Origin of the sequence: Streptomyces shinuiensis, from assembly GCF_043660855.1 — a bacterium.
Taxonomy (GTDB): Bacteria; Actinomycetota; Actinomycetes; order Streptomycetales; family Streptomycetaceae; genus Streptomyces.
This window is the reverse complement of the sequence record NZ_JBIHML010000001.1, coordinates 339,233-361,501: the sequence shown is the minus strand read 5'-3', so window position 1 is coordinate 361,501 and position 22,269 is coordinate 339,233. Positions and strand designations below refer to the sequence as shown.

22 protein-coding genes and 1 pseudogene are annotated in these 22,269 nt (G+C 74.1%); 16 read left to right on the top strand and 7 right to left on the bottom strand.

From position 1 onward, the window contains the following. Positions 1-10: 10 nt before the first annotated feature. The 3 genes and pseudogenes from ACGRHY_RS01590 to ACGRHY_RS01580 form a co-directional block, all read right to left on the bottom strand. Positions 11-166: pseudogene (locus tag ACGRHY_RS01590) on the bottom strand (MFS transporter); the annotation flags it as partial. Further along, a complete protein-coding gene (locus ACGRHY_RS01585) occupies positions 163-1,230 on the bottom strand; it encodes a DUF8017 domain-containing protein (protein ID WP_394633587.1) in 1,068 nt (355 codons plus the stop codon). The pseudogene ACGRHY_RS01590 and the gene ACGRHY_RS01585, both read right to left, overlap by 4 nt. 112 nt (positions 1,231-1,342) lie before the next feature. Further along, entirely contained in the window at positions 1,343-1,891 is a 549-nt protein-coding gene (locus ACGRHY_RS01580; protein ID WP_394633586.1) for a gamma carbonic anhydrase family protein, read from the bottom strand. A 139-nt stretch (positions 1,892-2,030) separates the two neighbouring features. Between ACGRHY_RS01580 and ACGRHY_RS01575 the strand changes: the two genes are divergently transcribed. The 6 genes from ACGRHY_RS01575 to ACGRHY_RS01550 all read left to right on the top strand — a co-directional run bounded on the left by ACGRHY_RS01575 (position 2,031) and on the right by ACGRHY_RS01550 (position 6,062). Next, the gene (locus tag ACGRHY_RS01575; RefSeq protein ID WP_394633585.1) at positions 2,031-2,882 is read left to right on the top strand and encodes an acyltransferase; all 852 of its coding nucleotides are present in this window, start codon (positions 2,031-2,033) and stop codon (positions 2,880-2,882) included. A 169-nt stretch (positions 2,883-3,051) separates the two neighbouring features. Further along, on the top strand, positions 3,052-3,615 hold the full coding sequence (locus tag ACGRHY_RS01570) for a YbaK/EbsC family protein (RefSeq protein WP_394633584.1): 564 nt from the start codon (positions 3,052-3,054) through the stop codon (positions 3,613-3,615). A gap of 28 nt (positions 3,616-3,643) precedes the next feature. After that, on the top strand, positions 3,644-4,015 hold the full coding sequence (locus ACGRHY_RS01565; RefSeq protein WP_394633583.1) for a GvpU-like protein: 372 nt from the start codon (positions 3,644-3,646) through the stop codon (positions 4,013-4,015). Between the two features lie 60 nt (positions 4,016-4,075). After that, positions 4,076-4,477: an SRPBCC family protein gene (locus ACGRHY_RS01560; protein ID WP_394633582.1), complete on the top strand. Its 402-nt coding sequence runs from the start codon at positions 4,076-4,078 to the stop codon at positions 4,475-4,477. Between the two features lie 211 nt (positions 4,478-4,688). Further along, the gene (locus ACGRHY_RS01555) at positions 4,689-4,937 is read left to right on the top strand and encodes a WhiB family transcriptional regulator (protein WP_394633581.1); all 249 of its coding nucleotides are present in this window, start codon (positions 4,689-4,691) and stop codon (positions 4,935-4,937) included. Between the two features lie 117 nt (positions 4,938-5,054). Next, positions 5,055-6,062 (top strand): NADP-dependent oxidoreductase, encoded by a 1,008-nt coding sequence (locus tag ACGRHY_RS01550; protein WP_394633580.1) that lies wholly within the window; start codon positions 5,055-5,057, stop codon positions 6,060-6,062. A gap of 67 nt (positions 6,063-6,129) precedes the next feature. On the opposite strand, the gene ACGRHY_RS01545 is transcribed toward ACGRHY_RS01550, so the two are convergent. Next, positions 6,130-6,537 carry a CoA-binding protein gene (locus tag ACGRHY_RS01545; RefSeq protein ID WP_394633579.1) on the bottom strand — a complete coding sequence of 136 codons (408 nt, stop codon included), beginning with the start codon at positions 6,535-6,537 and terminating at the stop codon, positions 6,130-6,132. A gap of 61 nt (positions 6,538-6,598) precedes the next feature. On the opposite strand from ACGRHY_RS01545, the gene ACGRHY_RS01540 reads away from it, so the two are divergent. Together ACGRHY_RS01540 and ACGRHY_RS01535 are read left to right on the top strand one after the other, a co-directional pair. Next, a complete protein-coding gene (locus ACGRHY_RS01540) occupies positions 6,599-7,252 on the top strand; it encodes a YigZ family protein (protein WP_394633578.1) in 654 nt (217 codons plus the stop codon). A 376-nt stretch (positions 7,253-7,628) separates the two neighbouring features. Next, positions 7,629-8,870, top strand: a complete 1,242-nt coding sequence (locus tag ACGRHY_RS01535; protein ID WP_394633577.1) for a sugar transferase — start codon at positions 7,629-7,631, stop codon at positions 8,868-8,870. A gap of 40 nt (positions 8,871-8,910) precedes the next feature. On the opposite strand, the gene ACGRHY_RS01530 is transcribed toward ACGRHY_RS01535, so the two are convergent. Further along, positions 8,911-9,855 (bottom strand): GDP-L-fucose synthase family protein, encoded by a 945-nt coding sequence (locus ACGRHY_RS01530; RefSeq protein WP_394633576.1) that lies wholly within the window; start codon positions 9,853-9,855, stop codon positions 8,911-8,913. Positions 9,856-9,992: 137 nt separating this feature from the next. On the opposite strand from ACGRHY_RS01530, the gene gmd reads away from it, so the two are divergent. Genes gmd through ACGRHY_RS01515 form a run of 3 tightly spaced genes read left to right on the top strand, consistent with a single transcriptional unit; the run spans position 9,993 to position 12,696 of the window. Continuing rightward, complete coding sequence (gene gmd, locus ACGRHY_RS01525; protein ID WP_394633575.1) at positions 9,993-11,006, top strand: GDP-mannose 4,6-dehydratase; 1,014 nt, start codon at positions 9,993-9,995, stop codon at positions 11,004-11,006. After that, entirely contained in the window at positions 11,003-11,539 is a 537-nt protein-coding gene (locus ACGRHY_RS01520; protein WP_394633574.1) for an LbetaH domain-containing protein, read from the top strand. Before gmd ends, ACGRHY_RS01520 begins: the two co-directional genes overlap by 4 nt. Continuing rightward, positions 11,536-12,696 carry a glycosyltransferase gene (locus tag ACGRHY_RS01515; RefSeq protein ID WP_394633573.1) on the top strand — a complete coding sequence of 387 codons (1,161 nt, stop codon included), beginning with the start codon at positions 11,536-11,538 and terminating at the stop codon, positions 12,694-12,696. The genes ACGRHY_RS01520 and ACGRHY_RS01515 overlap by 4 nt, the downstream gene beginning before the upstream one ends. A gap of 56 nt (positions 12,697-12,752) precedes the next feature. On the opposite strand, the gene ACGRHY_RS01510 is transcribed toward ACGRHY_RS01515, so the two are convergent. After that, positions 12,753-14,006, bottom strand: coding sequence for a glycosyltransferase (locus ACGRHY_RS01510; RefSeq protein WP_394637878.1), 1,254 nt, complete (start codon positions 14,004-14,006; stop codon positions 12,753-12,755). A 183-nt stretch (positions 14,007-14,189) separates the two neighbouring features. Between ACGRHY_RS01510 and ACGRHY_RS01505 the strand changes: the two genes are divergently transcribed. The 5 genes from ACGRHY_RS01505 to ACGRHY_RS01485 all read left to right on the top strand — a co-directional run bounded on the left by ACGRHY_RS01505 (position 14,190) and on the right by ACGRHY_RS01485 (position 21,172). Further along, on the top strand, positions 14,190-15,743 hold the full coding sequence (locus ACGRHY_RS01505; protein ID WP_394633572.1) for a hypothetical protein: 1,554 nt from the start codon (positions 14,190-14,192) through the stop codon (positions 15,741-15,743). Next, positions 15,740-17,491: a lipopolysaccharide biosynthesis protein gene (locus ACGRHY_RS01500; RefSeq protein ID WP_394633571.1), complete on the top strand. Its 1,752-nt coding sequence runs from the start codon at positions 15,740-15,742 to the stop codon at positions 17,489-17,491. The genes ACGRHY_RS01505 and ACGRHY_RS01500 overlap by 4 nt, the downstream gene beginning before the upstream one ends. Next, positions 17,488-19,086, top strand: a complete 1,599-nt coding sequence (locus ACGRHY_RS01495; protein ID WP_394633570.1) for a lipopolysaccharide biosynthesis protein — start codon at positions 17,488-17,490, stop codon at positions 19,084-19,086. Before ACGRHY_RS01500 ends, ACGRHY_RS01495 begins: the two co-directional genes overlap by 4 nt. 93 nt (positions 19,087-19,179) lie before the next feature. Beyond that, positions 19,180-20,718 (top strand): fibronectin type III domain-containing protein, encoded by a 1,539-nt coding sequence (locus tag ACGRHY_RS01490; RefSeq protein ID WP_394633569.1) that lies wholly within the window; start codon positions 19,180-19,182, stop codon positions 20,716-20,718. Positions 20,719-20,743: 25 nt separating this feature from the next. After that, positions 20,744-21,172, top strand: coding sequence for an FAD synthase family protein (locus ACGRHY_RS01485; RefSeq protein WP_394633568.1), 429 nt, complete (start codon positions 20,744-20,746; stop codon positions 21,170-21,172). 61 nt (positions 21,173-21,233) lie between these two features. On the opposite strand, the gene ACGRHY_RS01480 is transcribed toward ACGRHY_RS01485, so the two are convergent. Continuing rightward, positions 21,234-21,965, bottom strand: coding sequence for a CDP-alcohol phosphatidyltransferase family protein (locus ACGRHY_RS01480; protein WP_394633567.1), 732 nt, complete (start codon positions 21,963-21,965; stop codon positions 21,234-21,236). Between the last annotated feature and the right edge of the window lie 304 nt (positions 21,966-22,269).

Here is a 22,269-nt window from a genome sequence, read left to right as displayed (position 1 = left end):
GGCCGGCCCAGACGGTGCGGGCGGCGGTGACCAGGCCCGCGTCGGTGCCGTCGCCGCCCAGGGCGAGCACGGCGGCGGCCGTCAGCAGCGTGTAGTCGCGGCCCGCCCGGGCGGGGCGGGACGGCCGCCGGACCGCCCCGCCCCCGGCGGGCCCTTCGCCGGTCAGTCCTCCTCCGCGTACGGCCGCAGGCTGCCGGTCATCTTGTCGATGGTGTCCTGGGACACCTCGTCGTCGACCCCGGCGTCGGTGATCAGGAGCCAGATGCGCAGGTCGTTGCTGCCGTCGATCCAGGAGACGGTCACGACCCTGCCGTCGGAGTCACACTTGTTCCCCTTCTCGACCCCGGTGGCCGTGGCGCTCGCCGTGTGGCCGGTGATGCCGTGCTCGTTGGAGAACTTCTTCGCCTTCGTCAGCTCGACGGTGTCCTTCTGCTCGCCGTACGCGAAGTAGGCGAAGTTCTTCGCGGCGATCTCGGCGCCCTCGGCGGTGTTGCGGGAGCCCTGGCCGCCCTTGCTGCCGACGGTGGCCCGGGTGTACTTGCTGTTGCCGGCCTCGCACCAGCCCTCCTTGTGGAAGGCCGGTGCGCTGAAGGCGACCTGGGGTCCGGAGAAGGGGTCGTCCTCGTCCTTCTGCCCGTAGCCGATGATCGTCGTCTCCTTGCCGAGCTTCCAGTCGGCGGGCACGTCGAAGGCGTTGTGGTGCTTGGCGTTGGTGACGACCTTCCAGCCGGAGACCACCGGGCCGGGCTTCTCCGGGGCGACCCCGTCGCGCGGATTGGTCGGATCGTCCCGCTCGGCCCCGGAGTCCTCGTCCTGCCCGGAGGCGGAGGGCTCGGGGCTCGGCGAGACGCCGGCGCCGGGTTCCGCGGCCTTCTCACCCTTGTCGTCGTCGGCGAGGACGAGGACGCCCGTCACCACGGCCGCGGCGATCACCGCGACGGCCGCGACGATGGCGACCGCCGCGTTCCGGCCCCTCTTTCCGCCCTTGCCGCCGCCCTGCGGCGGCTGCGGTGCGCCGGGTACGCCCGGCTGCCCCCACTGGCCGCCGGGCTGTCCCTGGTAGCCAGGGCCCTGGTAGCCCGGTCCCTGGTAGGGGTTGGGCGCCTGGTACCCCGGCGTCTGATAGGGGTTCGGAGCCTGGTAACCCGGCGTCCGGTACGGGTTGGGCTGCTGGTTGTGCGGGTCCCGCGGGTTCTGCTCGCCCCCGGGCGGCTGCTGTCCTGGCCACATGGCGAGAACACTAGAGCCGCCGCCGCGGCCGGATCACGGCCGCCCCCGCTTCGGTACGCGCCCGGTACACGGAGCCCCGCGGGGCTCCGTGTACCGGGCGCGTACCGCGGTCTCAGCCCTCGCCGTCCTCCAGGACGACCAGCGTCTCCCGGTGCGCGCCGGCCAGCCCCCGGTACGCCGCGGCGTTGACGCGGACGCCCTCCCGCTCCTCCTCGGTCAGCTCCCGTCTGACGCGGGCGGGCACCCCGGCGACCAGGGAACCGGGCGGGACCTCCATGCCCTGCGGGACCAGGGCGTGGGCCGCCACCAGCGAACCGGCGCCCACCCGGGCCCCGTTGAGCACCGTCGCGCCCATCCCGACCAGGACCTCGTCCCCGATCGTGCAGCCGTGCAGCACCGCGTTGTGCCCCACCGAGACGCGATCGCCCACGACCACGGGGAAGCCCGGGTCGGCGTGGACGGTGCAGTTGTCCTGCACGTTGCTGTCCGTGCCGACGGTGATCGCGTCGCAGTCGCCGCGCAGCACCGCGTTGTACCAGACGCTCGCGCCGGGCCCCAGCGACACCTGGCCGACCACCACGGCCGTCGGGGCGACGTACGCCTCCGGATCGATCCCGGGCTCCCTGCCCACCACGCCCGCGATCATCGCCCGCCGTTCCATCCGTGTCCTCTTCCGCCCGCCGTGCCGCGCACGGCCGTGTGCCGATCACCTTCTCCAACGGCACCGTAAGGGATGGGTGGGGCGGGAATCACAGCACGGCGGGCGGTGTGCCGCCCGCCCGGGCGTCTAACGTGATCGGGTGCCCAAGAACAGGAACGTGTTCTCCTCCCTGCTGTCCCGCGCGACCTCCCGCGCCGTGCACGGGCTGTGGCGTCACGCGCAGCGGGCGGGCGCCGTCTCGGCCGAGCACCCCGGACCGTACGCCTTTCGCGGCATCGGGGAGGGGACCCGGCTGGCCTTCCCGCAGGGCACGCTGTTCGGCACCGAGTGGATCGAGCTGGGCGCGTACTGCGTCGTCGGCGCCGAGGTCACGCTGACCGCCGGGATGATGCCGGACCTCGACCTAGGACCGGACACGGTGCTGAGGCTGGGCGACGGGGTGGTCCTGGGCCGGGGCAGCCATGTGGTCGCCCACGGAGCGGGAGCGGGCGTGACGATCGGGAACGACGTCTTCTGCGGCCCGTACGTCTACATCACCTCCACCAACCATTCCTACGACGACCCCCACCAGCCGATCGGCAGGCAGTGGCCGCGCTCGGCGCCGGTGGAGATTGGCGCGGGCAGCTGGCTGGGCACGGGAGCGGTGGTGCTGCCGGGCGCGCGGCTGGGGCGGAACACGGTGGTGGCGGCCGGTTCGGTCGTCCGGGGCGAGGTGCCCGACCACGCCGTGGTCGCGGGCGCGCCCGCCAGGGTCGTACGGCGCTGGGACCCGCGGGAGGGCTGGCTGCCCCCGCTGCGCACCCCGCCGCCGGTGCCGGTTCCCGAGGGCGTCACCCCCGGGCAGCTGGCGGCGCTGGCCGGCCTGGAGACCCCCGGGCCGGAGACCCCCGGGCCGGAAGCGGGCAGGCTGGACCGGGCGGCCGGTCACGGAACGGTCCCGGCCCCGCCCGCCGACCGGACAGGAAGCACCGACGGGATGCGTACGCCATGAACGACCGGACCCTGCGCCTGCTGCTGCTCCTCGCCGTCGCCCTGCACGGCCTGGCACTGCTGCTGTACGTGGCCCGCAACCACTGGCTCTGACCCCCACCGCGCGGCTCGCTCCGCCCTCGGTTCCGTCCCGCGCGGAGGGCGCGCGGGCGGCTGCTACCGTACACGCCATGCGCGCCCCCATCGGGAACTTCACCGGCGCCTGGCCGGTCACCGAAAAACTCGGCCTGCTGGCCCCGCCGGTCGCCGCCGCGCTGCGCGGCCCCGTGCCGGCCGACGGGATCGTCTACGTCGACAGCGACCCGGACGACGCCGACACCGCCCGCTTCGGCGAGGTCCACGGCATCCCGCCCGAGCAGTCCGCCAACTGCGTGGTCGTCGCGGCCCGCCGCGGCCAGGAGACCACCCTGGCCGCCTGCGTCGTCCTCGCCTGCACCCGCGCCGACGTCAACCGCACCGTCCGGCGCGAACTGGGCGCTCGAAAGGCCTCGTTCGCGTCCGTGGAGACGGCCGTCGGCGAGTCCGGCATGGAGTACGGCGGCATCACCCCGATCGGCCTGCCCCGGGGCTGGCCCCTGCTGGTGGACGCGGCGGTCGCCGACACCCCGTACGCCGTCGTCGGCTCCGGGTGCCGCCGCGGCAAACTGCTGGTGCCCGGCGAGGTCCTGGCCGGCCTGCCCGGCGCGCGGGTGCTCGGCGGTCTGGGCCTCCACACCGCCCGCACCGGCGACTGACCACCGCCGCGGGCGTTACTCTGCCCGCATGTCGAACCACGATGACCTGCTCGTCTCCATCGCCGAGAAGGTGGAGTCCGAGCGGAGCAACCAGATGCCCCTCACCGTGGTGGTCCCCGGCGCGGTCATCACCGGCAGGCTGGCGCCCGAGACCGTCTGGAAGGCGCGGGTCGCCGAGGTCCTGCGGGACTCCGAGCGTCTGAAGCCGTTCGCCGAGCTGTTCGGGCCGTCCGGGGAGGAAGGCCCGCACGGCGGCGGCAGGCCCACCCATCTGCACCTGCACGTCGCACGCATCCTCCAGGGAAGCTACGGCCTCCCCGACACCGGCGGCATGTACCGCGTCGCCATCGGCGAGGTGAGCAGTTGGACCCTGGGGGAACTCAGTTACTCCGACGGGTGAGGGGAACGGCCCGGCGCATGCCGTGCCCGGCCGCCCCTCCGTGACGAGGAGCCGACCGACATGGCACGGATGACCCTGCGGGCGATCGGGCGGGCCCCGGCCGAGGACGTGTGGGAACGTTACGCGCGGCCTGAGCTGTGGCCCACCTGGTCCCCGCAGATCCGGTCCGTGCGCGTGCGCGGCGACCGCATCGCGTCCGGGATGGAGGGCGAGGTCGTCTCGCTGCCGGGGGTGCCTGTCGCCTTCACGGTCGAGGAGGTCGATGAGGTGCGGCGGCGGTGGGCCTGGCGGGTGAAGGCCGGGCCCGTGCGGATGCGCCTGCACCACGCGGTCGCCGTCCTGCCCGGCGGGCGCACCGGCACCGAGCTGCGCATGGAGGGGCCGCTGCCGGCGCTCGTCCTCTACGCGGGTCCGGCCCGGCTCGCCCTGCACCGCCTGGTGAGGGGCGAAACCGGAACATGACCTTTACCGGAACATTCCTTTATATTTGGACATCAACGCCCCTGCCGGGCTCTGCGGCGCACCAGCGCGCCGCGGGGGTCTTCGGGCTGCCCGCCTGCGGGCCGCCCCGATTCCTCGGAGGTTCCGGTGAGCGTTTCCGACTTCTTCCCCTTCCGCGCGTGCCGGGCGGTCTCCCGGCGGCTTCCCCGCTCCCGGCGGCCGCTGCGCTGACATGGGCTGGCGTGAGTCCGCGGCGTGCCGCGGCGAGGATCCCGAGCTTTTCTTCCCCATCGGCGACGGCGGCCTGGCGGAGCGGCAGACGGCGCGGGCGCGGGCCGTCTGCCTCGGCTGCCCCGTCATGCCCCAGTGCAGGGACTGGGCCGTCAGGAACGGCGAGACCGAGGGGGTGTGGGGCGGCACCACCGCGGCCGAGCGGCGGCTGATCAGACGCCGCTTCGTGGGCCGGCTGCCCGACGGCTGACGGTTGACGGCCGGGGCCGCTCCGGGCCGCTCCGGGGTCGATGGTGTCGCAGATCACATCGACCTCGTACCTACCGGTCGGTACGGTACAGGGAGTCTCGATCGAGCAGGAGGCCCCATGCCAGCGACCAACCACCAGATCCGCCTGGCGGCCCGTCCCGCCGGAGAGGTGAAGCCCGAGGACTGGGAGCACCGCTCGGTGCCCGTGGAGGATCCCGGGCCGGGCCGCTTCGCGGGCCGCACCCGTGTCATCTCGCTGGACCCCGCCATGCGGGGATGGCTCGACGACCGCCCCTCCTACCTGCCGCCCGTCGGCATCGGCGAGGTGATGCGCGCGGGGTCGGTCGTGGAGGTCACCGCGTCGAACCACCCCGACTACCGGCCCGGCGACCATGTGGTGGGCACGTTCGGCGTCCAGGAGCACGTCGTCTCCGACGGCAGGGGCGCGATGAAGGTCGACACCGCGCTCGCCCCGCCCTCGACGTATCTGGGCGCGCTGGGCATGCCCGGCATGACGGCGTACTTCGGCCTGCTGGACGTCGGGGCGCTCGAGGATGGCGAGACCGTGGTGGTCTCCGGTGCCGCGGGCGCGGTGGGCACCATCGCCGGGCAGATCGCCAAGGCGAAGGGCTGCCGGGTCGTGGGCATCGCCGGAGGGCCGCGCAAGTGCGCCATGCTCACCGATGAGCTGGGCTTCGACGCGGCGATCGACTACCGGGCGCAGGACGTGCGCAAGGCGCTGCGCGAGCACGCGCCGGACGGCATCGACGTCTACTTCGACAACGTCGGGGGCGACATCCTGGACGCCGCCCTCGCCCGCCTGGCGATGCACGCCCGCGTGGTGATCTGCGGCGCGATCAGCCAGTACAACAACGCCACCCCGGTCAAGGGCCCGTCGAACTACCTGTCCCTGCTGGTCCGCCGGGCCCGGATGGAGGGCTTCGTGGTCTTCGACTACGCCGAGCGCTACGGGCAGGCCGCGCAGGAGATCGCCGGCTGGATCGGCGAGGGTCGCGTCAAGGTCAAGGAGCACGTGGTCAGGGGCACCGTGGACGACTTCCCCGAGACGCTGCAGATGCTCTTCCGGGGGGAGAACATCGGCAAGCTGGTGCTGGAACTGGCCTGACCCCGGCCCTGTCCCCGACTCCGGGTCGCGCCCCGCCCCCGGGCGGGTCGCGCCCCGGGGAGGGCGCTCAGCCCAGGCGCGGGATCTCGATGGCCGGGCAGCGGTCCATCACCATCTCCAGACCCGCCGCGCGGGTTCGCGCGTAGGCCGCCTCGTCGACCACGCCGAGCTGGAACCAGACGGCCTTCGACCCGGCCGCCACAGCCTCGTCCGCGATGCCGCCGGCCAGCGAGGAGTTGACGAACACGTCCACGACGTCGACGGGGAAGGGGATCTCGGCCAGGGAGGCGTAGCCCCGCTCGCCGTGCACCGTCTCCGCCTTCGGGTGGACGGGCACGATCCGCTTGCCGAACCGCTGGAGCGCGGCGGCCACGCCCCAGGCGGCGCGGCCGCGGCTGGACGACAGGCCGACCACCGCCCAGGTGTCGCCGGCCTCGGTCAGGATCCTGCGGACTGTCTCTGAGTCTCCGTACATGCTCCTGCCAACCGGAGGCCCGGCCGGGCCATTCCCCGCGGCGGACCGTAGGGTGGGCGGAATGCGGGAGCAGTACGTGACGGTCGCGGGCGAGGGCGTGCACGAGACCGAGGTGAACAGGTCGCGCTTCATCTGCGCGCTCGCACCCGCCGCCACCGAGGAGGAGGCGCGGGCGTTCGTCGCCCGGGTCCGCGAGCGGCACGCGGACGCCACCCACAACTGCTGGGCCTACGTCATCGGCGCCGACGCCGGTGTGCAGAAGGCGAGTGACGACGGGGAGCCCGGCGGCACGGCCGGCGTGCCCATGCTCCAGATGCTGCTGCGCCGCGAGGTCCGCTGCGCCGTCGCGGTCGTCACCCGCTACTTCGGCGGGGTGAAGCTGGGCGCCGGCGGGCTGATCCGGGCCTACGGCGGTGCGGTCGGCGAGGCCCTCGACGCGCTGGGCACCGTCACCCGGCGGCGGATGCGGCTGGCCACGGTCACGGTGGACCACCGGCGGGCGGGCCGGGTCGAGAACGATCTGCGCACCGGTGGCCGGGATGTGCGCGGCGTGCACTACGGCGCCGAGGTCGCCATCGAGATCGGGCTGCCCGAGGCCGAGGTCGCAGCCTTCCGATCCTGGCTCGCCGACGCCACCGCGGGTACCGCCCGGCTGGAGCTGGGCGGCGAGGCGTACGGGGCCGGGCGGGGAACACGACCGAACACCCGCGGATGATCCCCGGGCGCCTTGTGAACCCGAAGTCGCAGACATCGACAACTTGGGTGAACAGCCGCGAAAATCGGCAAGTGTGTTCTAGTCTTCACACTCGGTACGGAGGCGAGTGCGGAGCCGGCACCAGCCGGCCGAGCGGGGGAAGGGGACGCCGACCGAGTAGGGGGGCAGGACCTTGTTCGAGGCTGCCGGAACGCGGGTCGCCGAAGCGCCCGCGGGCTTAGCCGAGCCGTTACGCGTCCGCGCGCGGGACGGGAGACGGAAGACGAGGGGGAGACCGGAGGCGGGCCGGCGTCTTCCACCGGCCCTGGCGGTGGATGTGCTGGGTGCCGCGTTGCCGGCCGGCGCGCTGGGCGCCGCGGAGGGAGGGCCGGGGCCGTTGCCGGCCGCTGCGGTCGTCGGCGTGGCGTGGCCGCTGATCGCGGCACTGAGGGGCCGCTACGCGGCGGGGGAGAGCGCAGCCGTACTGCCGGTGCTCCGCGACTGGCTGGCGATGCTGGGCCTGCTCGCCACGGTGTGTGTCGCGGTGCGGCTGGAGGTGTCGGCCGGAGCGTGGCTGCCCGCGCTCCTTCCCTGCCTGGCACTGACCTCCGCCCACCGCAGGCTGGCGTACCGGCGCACCCTGGCGCTGCGGCGCCAGGCGCGGGGACTGCGGCGGGTGCTGGTGGTGGGGGAGGCGGGAGCCGCGGACGGTTTGATGGCCCGGATGGGCGCCCGCACCGACGACGAGTACGTGGTGGTCGGCGGCTGCGTGCCCGGGGGCGCCGGAGAGGCCGTGGACGCCGTGGACACCGCCGCGGTCCTCGGGCGCGCGTCGGAACTCGGTGCCGACACGGTCTTCGTAGTCCCCGGGCGGTGGACGACGGGGGAGGGGCTGCGCCGTCTGGCCTGGGCCCTGTACGACGACGGCCGGAGCCTGGCCGTCGTGCCCGGCCTCGTCGACGTCTCACGGCACCGGCTGCGGCTGGCCCGGGCCGCGGGGATGACCGTGCTCCATGTGGAGCCGGCGCCCCGGCGGGGACTGCCGGTGCTGCTCAAGCGGATCACCGACGGAGCGGGTGCGCTGCTGCTGGCCGTGGTGCTCTCACCCGTCCTGCTGGGCGTGGCGGCGGCGGTGCGCCTGTCGTCGCCGGGGCCGGTGCTCTACCGGCAGGTCCGCCTCGGACAGGGGCGGCGGCCGTTTTCGATGTGGAAGTTCCGCACGATGGTGGAGGCCGCGGACCGGATGCGCCCGGCGCTGGAGGCGGCGAACGAGCACGACGGGGCGATGTTCAAGATCCGCGAGGACCCCCGGGTGACCCGGCTGGGCCGCGTTCTGCGCCGCTACTCCCTGGACGAGCTGCCCCAGCTGTTCAACGTGCTGGCCGGCCACATGTCACTGGTGGGACCGCGTCCGCCGCTGCCCGAGGAGGTGGAGGGCTACGACGGGACCGAGCTGCGCAGACTGTCGGTCAAGCCGGGGATCACCGGGCTGTGGCAGGTCAGCGGACGGTCCGACCTGTCGTGGGACGAGACCGTCGCGCTCGACCTGAGGTACGTGGACAACTGGTCCTACGCCGCTGACGTCGGCGTCCTGGCCCGCACCTTCCGCGCCGTGGCGAGCGCCCGTGGCGCGTACTAGGAGCGGCCGGGCGGGCGCCGGGGCGGGCGGCGCGGCCGGGTCAGACCGGCTCGGCCGCGCCGATCCAGGCGCGGTGGGTGGCGGCGACCCCCTCGGCCAGGCCGATCGAGGGGGACCAGCCCAGCGCCCGCATCCGGCCGGCATCGAGCAGCTTGCGCGGGGTGCCGTCCGGCCTGGCGGAATCGAACGCGATCCGGCCCTCGTAACCCACCACCGAGGCGACCAGCGCGGCCAGTTCGCGGATCGTCAGATCCTCGCCGCAGCCGACGTTGACCGGCTCGTCGCCGTCGTAGCGGCGCAGCAGCACCTCGCAGGCGGCGGCCAGATCGTCCACGTGCAGGAACTCGCGGCGGGGGCTGCCGGTACCCCACAGCACCACCTCCTTCGCGCCCTTCTCGCGCGCCTCGTGGAAGCGGCGGATGAGCGCGGGCAGGACGTGCGAGGTCTCGGGGTCGAAGTTGTCGCCGGGCCCGTAGAGGTTGGTGGGCATCGCCGATATGTAGGAGGCGCCGAACTGCCGCCGGTAGGACTGGACCTGGACGATCCCGGCGATCTTGGCGACGGCGTACGCCCGGTTCGTCGGCTCCAGCGGGCCGGTCAGCAGGGCGCTCTCGGTGATCGGCTGCTCGGCGTGCCTGGGGTAGATGCAGCTCGACCCAAGGAAGAGCAGTCTGCGCACCCCGGCGGCATGGGCGCCGCCGACCACACCGAGCTGGATGCGGAGGTTGTCCTCCAGGAACTGCACGGGACAGGTGCTGTTGGCCATGATCCCGCCCACCTTCGCGGCGGCCAGGACCACGGCGTCGGGCCGGGCGTCGTGCAGGTACGCGGCGGTGGCGGCGCCGTCGCGCAGATCGAGTTCGGCGCGGGTGCGGGTCAGCACCTCGTAGCCCCGGGCGGACAGGCGCCGGGCGACGGCGGAGCCGACCAGGCCGCGGTGTCCCGCGACGAAGACGCGGGCGGGCGGGGGCAGCAGGTCGTCCATGGCGCGCATTCTGTCAGGGAGAGGCTTACTTTCTCCCGACTTCTGCTGAAACATGGCCGGTTGTCGCCGGGGTCCCGTCCCGCCCCGGCGACCGGCCGGACACGGGCCGACACCAGACCACCTGTGGGGGGAACACCATGCCGCGTACCGCTGTGATCACGGGCATCACCGGGCAGGACGGCTCCTATCTGGCCGAGCTGCTGCTGGACAAGGGCTACACCGTGCACGGTCTGACGAGACGCTCGTCCAGCTTCAACACCGAGCGCATCGACCACATCTACCAGGACCCGCACACCCCCGGCCGCAGGCTCGTCCTGCACCACGCCGACCTCTCCGACGGGGTGGCGCTGGTCAACCTGCTGCGCGACATCCGGCCGGACGAGGTGTACAACCTGGGAGCCCAGTCCCACGTCCGCGTCTCCTTCGACGCGCCCCTGTACACCGGCGACGTGACCGGGCTCGGCGCCTTACGGCTGCTTGAGGCCATCCGGGCCGGCGGCGTGGAGACCAGGCTGTACCAGGCCTCCTCCTCGGAGATGTTCGGCTCCACCCCGCCACCGCAGAACGAGACCACGCCCTTCCACCCGCGCAGCCCGTACGGCTGCGCCAAGGTCATGGCGTACTGGGCCACCGTCAACTACCGCGAGGCGTACGGCCTCCACGCCGTCAACGGCATCCTCTTCAACCACGAGAGTCCGCGCCGCGGCGAGACCTTCGTCACCCGCAAGATCACCCGTGCCGTGGCCCGGATCCGGGCGGGGCTGCAGGAGCACCTCTACCTGGGCAACCTCGACGCCGTCCGCGACTGGGGCTACGCGCCCGAGTACGTCGAGGCCATGTGGCGCATGCTCCAGCGCGACGAGCCCGACGACTACGTGGTGGCCACCGGAGTGGCCGCGACCGTCCGCGACTTCCTCACCGCCGCCTTCGGCGCCGCGGGGCTGGACTGGGAGCGCCATGTGCGCTTCGACCCCAAGTACGAGCGCCCCACCGAGGTGGACGCCCTGATCGGAGACGCCTCCAAGGCGCGGAAGCTGCTGGACTGGTCCCCCGAGGTGCACTACGGCGAGCTGGCCCGGATCATGGTCGAGGCCGATGTGGCGCAACTGGAGGCCGAACTGTCCGGCCGCCGTGTGCGGGTGGACCGTTGAGCGCCCCGGCCGCTGGGCGCCGGCTGCGCGGCTTCACCGGCGCCGGCTACGACAAGCAGCGCGGTCTGCTGGTCCAGGCCGCCTGGTTCGCCGCGCTCAACCTGCTCTTCGTCAAGTGGTGGTTCCCGCCGCGCTGGCGCCCTGCGCTGCTGCGGGCCTTCGGCGCGCGCGTGGGGGAGCGGGTCCTCATCCGGCACCGGGTGCGCGTGCAGTGGCCCTGGAAGCTGGCCGTCGGCGACGACGTGTGGATCGGCGAGGGCGCCTGGCTGATCAATCTGGAGCCGATCACCGTCGAGAGCGATGTGTGCGTCTCCCAGGAGGCGGTGCTGTGCACCGGCAGCCACCGGCGGCACTCGCCCACCTTCGAGTTCGACAACGCTCCCGTCCGCCTGGAACGCGGCTGCTGGGTGGCCGCCCGGGCCATGGTGCTGCGCGGCGTCACCGTCGGCGCGGGCGCGGTCGTCGGGGCCGGGGCGGTCGCCCACCGGGACCTGGCACCGGGAGCCGTGCACACCGCCGGAGGCGCGCGATGAGGATCGTCCACACTGTCACCCTCACCGGCGACGACGGGGCCTACGGCGGCCCGGTGAGCGTGGCCACCGGACAGCTCGCGGAGCTCGCCGCACGCGGCCACGAGGTCGTACTGGTCTCCCTGTGGCGCGGTCGCGCCGCGCCGCCGCGCACCCTGGACGGTGTGCCGCTGCGCGCCCACCGGGCCCGCACGCTGGTGCCCGGCCGGGGGTTCCTCGGCCTGTTCCACCCCCGGCTGGCCCTCACCCTGTGGCGGCTGGCGGGCCGGGCCGACGTGCTGCACGTCCACGCCGGGCGCGATCTGGTCTCCCTCGCGGCGCTGGCCGCCGCCGTACTGCGCCGCCGCCCCTTCGTCGTCCAGACCCACGGCATGGTCCAGCCGCGCCGCTCGGCGGCCGTCCGCCTCTTCGACCGCTGCTACGTGCCCCTGCTGCGCAGGGCGTGCGCCGCGCTGGTGCTCACCGAGGCCGAGGAGACCGGTCTGCGCAGGGTGCTGCGGCCGGGCGGCCCGCCGACGGTCCGCCTGCCCAACGGAGTGAGGCCGCCCGGGGAAGGGCCCGAGGGCCGTCCGCAGGGGGAGGCCGGGCCGCAGGACCGGCCGGACGTGCTCTTCCTCGCCCGGCTCCACCGGCGCAAGCGCCCCGAGGCGTTCGTGCGCATGGCCGCGCTGGTGCGCGCCGAGCACCCCGGGGCCTGCTTCACCCTGCACGGGGCCGACGAGGGCCGGCTGGCCCCGGTGCGCGGGCTGATCGCCGGGGAGGGGCTGCGGGAGGCGGTGGAGTACGGCGGGCCGCTGGACCACGCCGCCGCGGTACGGCGCATCGCCCGCGCCACCGTGTACGTCCTGCCCAGCGTGGACGAGCCGTTCCCGATGAGCGTGCTGGAGGCGCTGGCCGCGGGTACCCCCGTGGTCTGCACCGACAGTTGCGGGATCGCCGCCGAGCTGGAGCGGCGCGGGGCCGCCCTGGTCACCGACGGCTCCCCCGGGGAGCTGGCCGGCGCGGTGCTGAGCCTGCTGGAGGACCGGTCACTGCGCGAGCGCACCGCCGCGGCGGGCCGCGCGGCGGTACGGGAGCGGTTCTCGGTGGCGGCCGTGGCCGACCGGCTGGAGAGGCTGTACGGGGCCGCCGCCCGCGCCGTCCGGCCCGGAGCGCGGTGAGGCACCGCATGCGGTCCGCACCGCCCCCGAACCGCCCCGCGCGCCGTGTCCGTCCGTCATCCGGCGGCCGACACCTCCCGCAGCAGGGCGGTGACCCGCTCCAGACCGGCCCGGCGGCTGAGCCGCCGCTCGACGTACTCGTGCCCCCGCGCGCCCAGTTCGGCGCACCGCCCGGGATCGCCGGCCAGCCGTCGGACCGCCTCCAGCAGGGCCTTCGGGTCCTCCGCAGGCACCACCACCCCGGCTCCGGAGCGCTCGACCTCCCGTGCGGTGCCGCTGCCGGCCGCGACGGACGCGACCACCGGGCGTCCGGCCGTGAAGTACGAGGTCAGCTTGGACGGCAGGCTCATGTCCAGCACCGACGCCCGCTGCGTGACGGCCAGTACGTCCGCCGCGGCCAGGACCTCGGGGAACTCCTCCGTGCCCGCGGGCGGGAGGAAGTCCAGCGATTCCACCCCCCGGGCCAGCTTCCGCAGACGCTCGCGCCTGTGCCCCTCGCCCATCAGCACCACCCGCACCGGGCGGCCCGGCCCCGGGCCGCCGTCCCGGTCGGCGAGGCGGGCGGTCTCCACCAGCACCTCCAGCCCCTGCTTGAGGCCCATGTTCCCCGAGTGCAGCACCACGGTGGCGTCCTCGGGCCAGCCCAGCCGGGCCCGGGTCCGCGCGCGGTCGCCACCGGGGGCGCGCACATGCGTCCAGTTGGGCACCACCCGCACCCGCTCGCGCGGCACGCCCATGGCCGCCACCCGGTCGGTGAACGACTCGTGCACCACCCCCACCAGTGCCGCCGAGCGCAGCACCCGGCCCTCCACGCCCCCGGCGAACGAGGCGACCCGGCCGCCGCCGCTCATCCCGCTCTGCCCGGCCGCCGCGCCCATCAGATCCTGGACGACCACCGCGTGCGGCGCCCCGGCGCGCCGGGCGATGCGGGCGCCGAGCACACCTCCGGCCAGGCTGGGCATCTGGGAGAGCACCACGTCCGGGCGGACGAGCGGCGGCGCCGCGACGCCGTGCGCCAGGACACTGGCCTCGAACAGCCCCCGGCGCAGTGCCGTCTGACGCCGCGGCACGGTGTGCCTGCGGCGGTGGACGGTGACGCCCTCGCGCGCCTCGCGCACCCGCCACCTGCCGCGGTACTCCTCGTGCACCCGCCACGCCGGGTAGTGCGGCATCCCGGCGAGCACGTGGATGTCGGCGCCCAGCGCGGCCAGGTGCTCGGCGATCTGCGCCGAGTACGGTCCGATGCCGGCGTGCTCCGGCGCGTAGTTGGTCGAGACCACGAGCACGCAGCGGCCCGCGAACGAGTCCAGCACAGCCGTCCCCCCTTCGAAGACGCGGTCATCGTAGGGGCATACGCATCCATTCGCAGCCAGAAAATTGGAAAAGACGATAAAAGCAAGAAATTCGAGCAATCCAATCCTGACCAGGCGTACGAACCCGCCCGTGCCGCACCGGACCGGGGCCGGCGCGGAACGGGAGGAGGAGAACGGGTCATGCCCGTGAGGGAACCGTTCCCGGCGGCGGAGCGGGCCGGGCGGCGCAGCGTCCCCGCGCTGTGCCTGGGCACCGTCCTGCTCGTCCTGCTGCTGCCCGCTCTGGCGCTGTACGGGCAGGACGTGCGCACCGGCGCCGCGTTCGCGGTGCAGTGCGTGGTGGTGGCCCACACCGGAGGGGCGCTGGCGCGGGTGCTGACCGATCCCCTGATACGGGTGGTCGGCTTCGGATTCTGGCTCTTCTGCTACGTCTGGCTGGGCCTGGCGCCGCTGGCCATGCTGGCGACCGACTCCTACCCCTGGGGTTTCGCCGTCGACGCCGGCACCGCCTTCACCTCGGCGGTCCTGGTGGAGACCGGACTGCTCGCCTACAGCGCCGGATCGGCGCTGGCGGGACGGCGGACGCCCCGCGGCTCCCCCGTGCTCGAACCGCTGCTCGCCCGCCGGATCACCCCTGTGCGCACCCTGCTGCTGTGCGGACTGTCCCTGGCGCTGGCGGCCGTGCTGGTCCCCGCCCAGGGCGGCCCGGCGGCGTTCTTCCAGAGCCGCCAGGCCGTCAACGAGGCCACCGCGCAGGGTGATCCGGGCGGGGCCGCGGACCAGGCCCTGGCCGCCTGGAGCCTGTCGGTGCCGGCCTTCTGGGCGCTTCTCGCGCTGCTGTACGTACCCCGCACACCGGGCGGCGACCGGACCCTGCGCGGAGCGCGGTGGATCCTGCTGCCCGTGCTGGCCGCGGTGAACGCCGTGGTGAACAACCCCGTGAGCCAGCCGCGCTTCTGGGCCGGGACGGTGCTGCTGACGCTCGTCTTCGCCGCTCCCGCGCTGCGCCGGCCGCGGGCCTTCCGGGCGGGGGCGGCCACCGTCACCGCCATGGTGCTGCTGGTGTTCCCCTACAGCGACTACTTCCGCCACGACAGGCGCGAGCCGGTCGAGGTCGTCTCGCTCGCCGAGCAGTTCACCTCCAACGGCGACTACGACGCCTTCCAGCAGATCGCGACCGGTGTCGACCACGTACGGGAGAACGGCCACGAGCTGCGGGACGCGCTCGGGCCGCCGCTGTTCTTCGTGCCGCGCGCCGTCTGGCCCGGCAAGCCCGACGACGCGGGCATCGCCCTGGCCCGGCACGCCGGCTACTCCTTCGAGAACCTCTCCGCGCCGCTGTGGATCGAGAGTTACATGTGGGCCGGCATCCCCGGGGTCGTCGCGGTCTTCGCCCTGTTCGGAGCGGCGGGACGGCGCATCGACGGCGTGCGGCACCGGCTGCGCGGACACGGCGGTACGCTCGCGGCCCTGGCCGTGACCGCGTTCGGCTTCTACCAGATCATCCTGCTGCGAGGCAGCCTGCTGTTCGTGACGGGACCGCTCACCCTGCTGCTCCTGACACCCGTGCTGATCACCGGAAGGCCGGGCCGGACGGCGCCCGGGCGGGCACACTCCGAGCCGCCGTCCCCCGGGCCGCCGACGGGCACGGCGACGGCACCCGGCCCCGCGCCCGCAGGCACCGCACACCGTACCGCCCTCTCGACCACCTCCACAGGAGAAGCACGCACGTGAGCGCCTACGATCCGTCCTCGCGGGAGCCCGACCAGCTCCGCGACCAGCTTCGCCGGCTCTTCCGCCACCGCGCCGTCATCGCCTCCGGCCTGCTGCTGGGCGCCGCCTGCGGCGGCGCCGTGTCCGCCGGTGGCGGCGCGGATTACACGGCCACCGGCGAGGTCGTCGTACAGGCCATCAGCACCGCGCCGTTCGAGGCCGGCGGGGTCTCGGCCGACAAGCAGATCAGCATGGGCACCGAGCGGCAGATCGCGCGGAGCGCCGCGGTCGCCGGACGCGCCGCCGAGGAACTGGGCGGGAGAGCCGACCCGGCACAGCTCCAGCGAGGTCTGCGGGTGAGCAACCCTCCCGACACGCAGATCCTGGAGTTCGAGTACACGGCCGGCTCGCCGCGGGAGGCGGCCGAACGCGTCAACGCCTTCGTACGTGCCTATCTGCACCACCGCGAGGCAGCCGTCGTCCGGCGCATCGACAACACCGTCGCCGAACTGAACGAGGAACTCCAGCCCCTGGTGGACCAGCGCGAGGAACTGGACGAGAGGATCGCCGGCGCGTCCACCGAGTCCGCCCGGCAGACCGCCGAGTCCGAACGCGCGAACCTCGCCGCACGCATAACCGACCTCCAGGGACGCGTCACCGCTCTGAAGACCCTGGACACCTCGCCCGGCGACGTGGTGCGCCGGGGCGAGGCGCCCGACGCGCCCTCCGGCCCCGGGATCGTGGTACTCGTACCGGTCGGAGCGGTCGCCGGCCTGGCCGGCGGACTGCTCGCCGCCTGGATCCGCTCCCTGCTGGACCCGCGGGCGCGCTCGGCCGACGAGGTGCGCGCCGCCCTGCGCGCGCCCGTGCTCGGCACCCTGCCGCCGCGGCGCGACGGCGCGGGGATCCTGGAGGTCGGCCCCTCCCACGGCGGGGAGCGGGCCGAGGAGTTCCGCACGATCGCCCTGCGCGCGCTGCGCCACCCGCGCCTGGCGGAGCCCGGCGGCCTGCTGGTCGTGTCCGCCCGGGAACACCCCGGAACCCTGCCCGCCGCGGTCAACCTCGCCGCGGCCCTGGCCGAGACCGGCCGCGACGTACTGCTGGTCGAGGCCGATCCGCGTACGCCGCGCCTGGCCGGGGAACTCCCCGTGCGCGGCGCCGCCCGCGAGCCCGTGCCGGGCCGCTGGCCGGACGGCGCGCGGGCCACCGTGGACGCCGGTACCGCCGGATACCTCGAACTCGTCCCCGGGTGCCGGGTGCCCGACGCCGCCCGGGCACTGAACTCACCGGGTTTCACGGGGCTGCTGAGCGGAGCGGCCGAGCGGGGCGAGTACGTCGTGGCCGTCACCGCACCACTGCTGTCCCACGCGGACGGTACGGCCGTCGCCGGACTGACGCGCGGGGTGCTGGTGGTCTGCGACCCGGACACCACGCTCAGGGACGACCTGGACCGGGTACGGGACCTGGTCACCTCCGTCGGCGGGCACCTCCTGGGCGCGGTGCTGTACGGGGGCGGCCGCAGGCGCCGCCGGAGCCCCTCTCCCGCCGCGCCCGCCGAACCCGCCTCGCCTGCCGGGGACGCCGGGACGGGCGGCGGTCCCGGCTCCGGCGGGGGCAGCGCAAACGGCCCCGGCTCCGGCGGCACGGGAGAGGACACCGTGACGCTCAAGCGGTTCGAACCGGAGCCGTCCGACGCCCGTCCGGACACCGCCTACGGCTCGTACGGCCGGTACCGGCGCACCGGCGACGGCACCACCCCGCGCCCGTGACCGGCATACGGCCCGCCGCGCACGGCGGCGGCACGGCGGACGGGGCGGCATCCGGCGCGGCGGCCGGGGCACGCGCCCGGGGGGTCACCGCGACCGTACGCGGCGGCTGGTTCGGCTTCGCGGGCTCCGCCGTCAACGCGCTGTTCGGCTTCCTCCTGGTCGCCGTCGTCACCCGCGGGCTCGGCGCGCACGGGGCCGGTGCGGTCTTCGCGGCCGTCGCCGCGTTCACCATCGTGAGCAACGCCTGCAAGCTGGGCGCCGACACCGCGCTGGTGCGCTTCGTCTCCCGCGATCTGGAGCTCACCGGAGGGGCCGGCGTACCGGCGCTGCTGCGCACCGCCGTGCCGCCCGCCCTGGCGGCGAGCACGGCGTGTGCGGCGCCGCTGTTCCTCTCCCCCGCCCTGGCCACCTGGCTGCTGCCCGGCCTCCCCGCCGGGCAGGCCCTGGCGGTGGTACGGCTGTTCGCGCTCTTCCTGCCGGTGGCGACCGTCTCCCTGGTGCTGCTGGGAGCCACCCGCGGATACGGCTCGGTGGTCCCGTTCGTGGGCGTGGAGCAGATCGGCAAACCCGTACTGCGGGTGGTGCTCGCGCTGCCTCTGGTCCTGCTCGCGCCGAGCGTGCTCGCGCTGTCCGCGGCCTGGCTGGCCCCCGCCCTGCTGGGTGCGGCGGCGGCCTGGGTCTCGCTGCGCCGCTCCCGCGCGGCACGGCGCGGCGGTGCGGGCGGACCGGGGGAGGAACGGCCCGCCGGTCCCGGTGAGTTCTGGTCCTTCGCCGGCCCCCGCGCACTGTCCTCGGTCTTCGACATCGCCGCGGTGTGGATCGGGGTGATCCTGCTGTCGGCGCTGGGCACCGGCGCAGAGGCCGGGGTCTACACGGCCGTCGGCCGGCTGGTGACCGCCGGCACCCTGCTCCAGCTCGCGGTGCGCCTCGCAGTGGCCGCGCAGATCAGCAGACTGCTGGCGGCCGGCCCGGAGCGGGAGGCGGAGCATCTGCACCGGCTGTCGACCCGGTGGATCGTGCTGTTCTCCTGGCCCCTGTTCGTGATGCTCGCGGCCTTCCCCGCCACCGTGCTCTCCCTGTTCGGGCCCGGCTTCGGCCAGGGTGCCGCCGCGCTGGTGGTGCTGTCGGCGGCCTGCGTGGTCAACGTCGGGGTCGGCAACGCGCAGACGGTCGTCCTGATGGCCGGCCGAAGCACCTGGAACCTGGCGACGGCCGGTGCGGGCTTCGCCGTCCAGCTCGGCGCCGGGATCTGGCTCGCACCGCGTTACGGGGTGACGGGTGCGGCCCTGGCATGGGGGCTGGCGATCGTGGTGGACAACACCGCCTCGGCGCTGCTGGTGCGGCGGCTGGGCTTCCGTACCGCCGACCGCGGCTACCTCCACGCCGCGGCCGTGGCCGTCGCCGCCGTCGCGCCGCCGGCGCTCACCGCCCGCCTGCTGTGGGGGGACACCCCGTGGGGCGCTGCGCTGGGCGGTGCTTTCGCCGTCTGCGGGTTCTGCGCGGCCGTGTGGCGCTATCGTGTGCCGCTGGGGGTGGGGGAGTTCCTCCGGACGCTGCGAAAGGGCAGCGAGGGGAAGTCGCGCCGATCAAGCTGAACAAGGGGTGGCCTCCGCGTGCGCCGCCCGGCGCGGACGCCCTCCCCGCCCCGGCTCGTTCCGTCCGCGCTCATGCGTTTCCAGGGGGAATCCATGCGCAGAAGAAGAACCGTCACGACCCTGCTCGCCGCCGCTCTGCTCGGCCTGTCGTCCACGGCGTTAGGGGCCGGGCCGGCCCAGGCCGCCGGCGAGACCACACTGACCGCCGATCCGCTGGAGACCTGGCAGACCGACGGCATCGTCTGGGCCCTGGCCTACGCACGGGGCGTCGTCTACGCGGGAGGCTCCTTCGAGCACATCCGCCCGCCCGGGGCCGCCGCCGGCACCGGTGAACTGCCGCGGAAGAACTTCGCCGCCTTCGACGCGGCGACCGGAGAGCCCCTTCCGTGCGCGCCGGAGTTCACCGGCGGGGTGGAAACCGTACGGGCCCTGAAACCGTCGCCCGACGGCTCGCTGCTCTACATCGGCGGCTCCTTCGGCAGCGCCGGGGGAGTGGGACGCTCCAACACCGCAGCCCTGAACACCGGCGACTGCACCATCGGCTCCGACTGGAAGCCGGTGGTCTCCTCGACGGTGCGGGCCATCGACGTCACCGACGGCACCGTCTACATCGGCGGCCAGTTCACCACCGTCCAGGGGCAGACACGCGAGCGCGTCGCGGCCCTGGCCCCCGACAGCACCCTGCTGCCCTTCAACGTCACCGTCCGGGGATCGTCGATCCCCAACGACCCCATCCCGGGTGTCAACGCCATCACCGTCGCCCCGCACCTGAACAAGGTCATCATCGGCGGCCGGTTCACCTCCATCAACGGCAGTCTGCTGAACAGCGTGCACGCACTGGTCGGCCTGGACGCGACCACCGGGCGGATCGTCAACCGCTTCACCGGCTGGATCCCGAGCAAGTCGGCGGTGAAATCCCTGGTCAACGATGGCACCAACTTCTATCTGGGCGCCGAGGGCACCGGCGGCGGGGTCTTCGACGGCCGTGCGGCCGGACGGCTCGCGGACGGGGCGATGCTGTGGAAGGACACCTGCCTGGGCGCCACCCAGGCCGTGGTGCCCTACCAGGGCGTGCTCTACAGCGGCTCGCACGCGCACAACTGCGGCGACACCCCCGGAGGCTTCCCCGAGCACCGCAACCGCCAGCACCTGCTGGCCCAGTCGATCTCCGACGAGACGATCCTGCCGTGGTTCCCCGACACCAACGACGGCATCGGCGAGCAGATCGGCCCGCGCGCCATGGTCGTGGCCGACGGAATCCTGTGGACGGGCGGAGAGTTCACCACCGTCAACGAGAAGCCGCAGCAGGGACTGACCCGCTTCGCGGCCGGACCGGACACCGGAGCGCCCCAGGTGCCGCTGATGAGCGGCGCCACCGGAGCCACGGGGAAGATCGAATTGAGCTGGAAGGCATCCTGGGACCGGGACGACGGTGTCCTGACCTATCTGCTCTACCGGGACGGCGTCTTCCTGACCTCCATCGAGCAGGACTCCCGCTACTGGGACCGGCCCATGATGGGCTACACCGACACCGTGGAACCCGGCGCCACCCACCGCTACTCGCTGGAGGTCACCGACGGCACCAACCTCTCGGGGCGCAACGGCCCCGTGTACGTGACAGCCGGCAGCTGACCCGACCGTACGTCGAGGAGAGCGGATGACGCACCGAGTGGGCTACGCGCCCGGGGTGTACGACTTGTTCCACGTCGGGCACCTGAACATCCTGCGGCACGCCAGGAGTCGCTGCGACTACCTGGTGGCCGGGGTGGTGTCCGACGAGATGGCCCGGCAGGCCAAGGGCAGGTCGCCGGTCGTGCCGCTCACCGAGCGGCTGGAGATCGTACGCAGCATCCGCTTCGTGGACGCCGCGTTCGTGGAGACGGTGCCCGACAAAGTGGAGACCTGGCGGCAGGTGCGCTTCGACGTCATCTTCAAGGGCGACGACTGGCGGGGCACGGAGAAGGGGCAGAAGCTGGAACGCGACTTCGCCGGTGTCGGAGTCGAGGTCGTGTACTTCCCCTACACCGTCCACACCTCCAGCACGCTGCTGAGACGGGCGCTCGACGGGCTGGCCGAGTCGGCCTGAGCCGGCCGCGCGCCGCCCCGCCGCCCCGGCGCGCGGGGCGGCGGGAGGGCGGGGCGGCCGGTCAGCGGGCGGGGACGGACAGCTCGCGGTACCACTTCGCCAGGAACGCCGGCAGGAACAGCAGATGGGCGGCGAGCAGCGAGCAGTACAGCACCAGGAACAGCTCGCGGCTGCCCAGGAAGAGGAACACCGCGCACAGCAGCCCGTAGTCCACCGGCAGCAGTGCCACCGAGCGCAGCGCGGAGGGCGCGGGGGGCGGGGCCGCGGGCACGCGCGCCCCGGTGCCTGCCGCGTTCCGCTTCAGCTGCTCGGTGAGGACGCCCCCGAAGAAGACCGTCACGGTGGCGAACTGGAAGGCCAGGGGGATGAGCAGGTACACCGGATCGGAGAAGCCGAAGTGGCGGTGGAAGCAGACGAGCACCGCCGTGTGGAGCGCGAGCATCTTCGCGCAGTCCACCACATGGTCCAGCCACTCCCCGGCCGGGCTGCCCCGCCGCGTCAGCCGGGCGAGCTGCCCGTCGGCCGAGTCCAGCGCGAAGCCGGTCACCAGTGCGGCGAACACCCCCAGCGCCAGACCGTGTGAGGGCGGCAGCAGGGCGATCAGTGCCACCCCCGTGAACGTGAACACCGCGCTGACCGCCGTGACCTGGTTGGGCGACATCCGCGCGCCGTAGGCCGCGGCGGCCAGTAACCGGCCGGCCGGCCGGTTGACGTACCGCGAGTACAGCGACACCCCCTTGGCCGACTTCTGCGCCGTCGCCAACTCCCCCACCGCGTAACGGAACCGGCTCATTCCTCTCCCCCCACTCGGATCCCCCACTCGAAGCACGCAAGCAAGCGCGAAGGAGCACATCATGACAGGCGGCCCCCGCGGGCTCCCCGGCACCGCGAGCCGGGTGCGGTTCGTCGGCCGTCCGGCCGCCGGGCGCCCCGAGCCGCCCGATTCGCCCGTCCGGGGCATTTCGCCGAACGGATCATCGGGCCCTTCCTTCGTGGATACCCCCGGCTTCAGTCGGGGGAGGAAACGAAGCTCCTGCGGAGCAGGGCAGAGAAAGCCGGTTCGCCGTCGGAGCGGACCGCCGTATACCCGCAATCGC

Coding starts and splice junctions, on each gene's coding strand:
- ACGRHY_RS01555 (WP_394633581.1), top strand. CDS start 4,689: ATGGGCTGGCGTGAGTCCGCGGCGTGCCGCGGCGAGGATCCCGAGCTT.
- ACGRHY_RS01580 (WP_394633586.1), bottom strand. CDS start 1,891: ATGGAACGGCGGGCGATGATCGCGGGCGTGGTGGGCAGGGAGCCCGGG.
- ACGRHY_RS01550 (WP_394633580.1), top strand. CDS start 5,055: ATGCCAGCGACCAACCACCAGATCCGCCTGGCGGCCCGTCCCGCCGGA.
- ACGRHY_RS01545 (WP_394633579.1), bottom strand. CDS start 6,537: ATGTACGGAGACTCAGAGACAGTCCGCAGGATCCTGACCGAGGCCGGC.
- ACGRHY_RS01485 (WP_394633568.1), top strand. CDS start 20,744: ATGACGCACCGAGTGGGCTACGCGCCCGGGGTGTACGACTTGTTCCAC.
- ACGRHY_RS01530 (WP_394633576.1), bottom strand. CDS start 9,855: ATGGACGACCTGCTGCCCCCGCCCGCCCGCGTCTTCGTCGCGGGACAC.
- ACGRHY_RS01540 (WP_394633578.1), top strand. CDS start 6,599: ATGCGGGAGCAGTACGTGACGGTCGCGGGCGAGGGCGTGCACGAGACC.
- ACGRHY_RS01505 (WP_394633572.1), top strand. CDS start 14,190: ATGCCCGTGAGGGAACCGTTCCCGGCGGCGGAGCGGGCCGGGCGGCGC.
- ACGRHY_RS01560 (WP_394633582.1), top strand. CDS start 4,076: ATGGCACGGATGACCCTGCGGGCGATCGGGCGGGCCCCGGCCGAGGAC.
- ACGRHY_RS01570 (WP_394633584.1), top strand. CDS start 3,052: ATGCGCGCCCCCATCGGGAACTTCACCGGCGCCTGGCCGGTCACCGAA.
- ACGRHY_RS01585 (WP_394633587.1), bottom strand. CDS start 1,230: ATGTGGCCAGGACAGCAGCCGCCCGGGGGCGAGCAGAACCCGCGGGAC.
- ACGRHY_RS01515 (WP_394633573.1), top strand. CDS start 11,536: ATGAGGATCGTCCACACTGTCACCCTCACCGGCGACGACGGGGCCTAC.
- gmd (WP_394633575.1), top strand. CDS start 9,993: ATGCCGCGTACCGCTGTGATCACGGGCATCACCGGGCAGGACGGCTCC.
- ACGRHY_RS01490 (WP_394633569.1), top strand. CDS start 19,180: ATGCGCAGAAGAAGAACCGTCACGACCCTGCTCGCCGCCGCTCTGCTC.
- ACGRHY_RS01480 (WP_394633567.1), bottom strand. CDS start 21,965: ATGAGCCGGTTCCGTTACGCGGTGGGGGAGTTGGCGACGGCGCAGAAG.
- ACGRHY_RS01565 (WP_394633583.1), top strand. CDS start 3,644: ATGTCGAACCACGATGACCTGCTCGTCTCCATCGCCGAGAAGGTGGAG.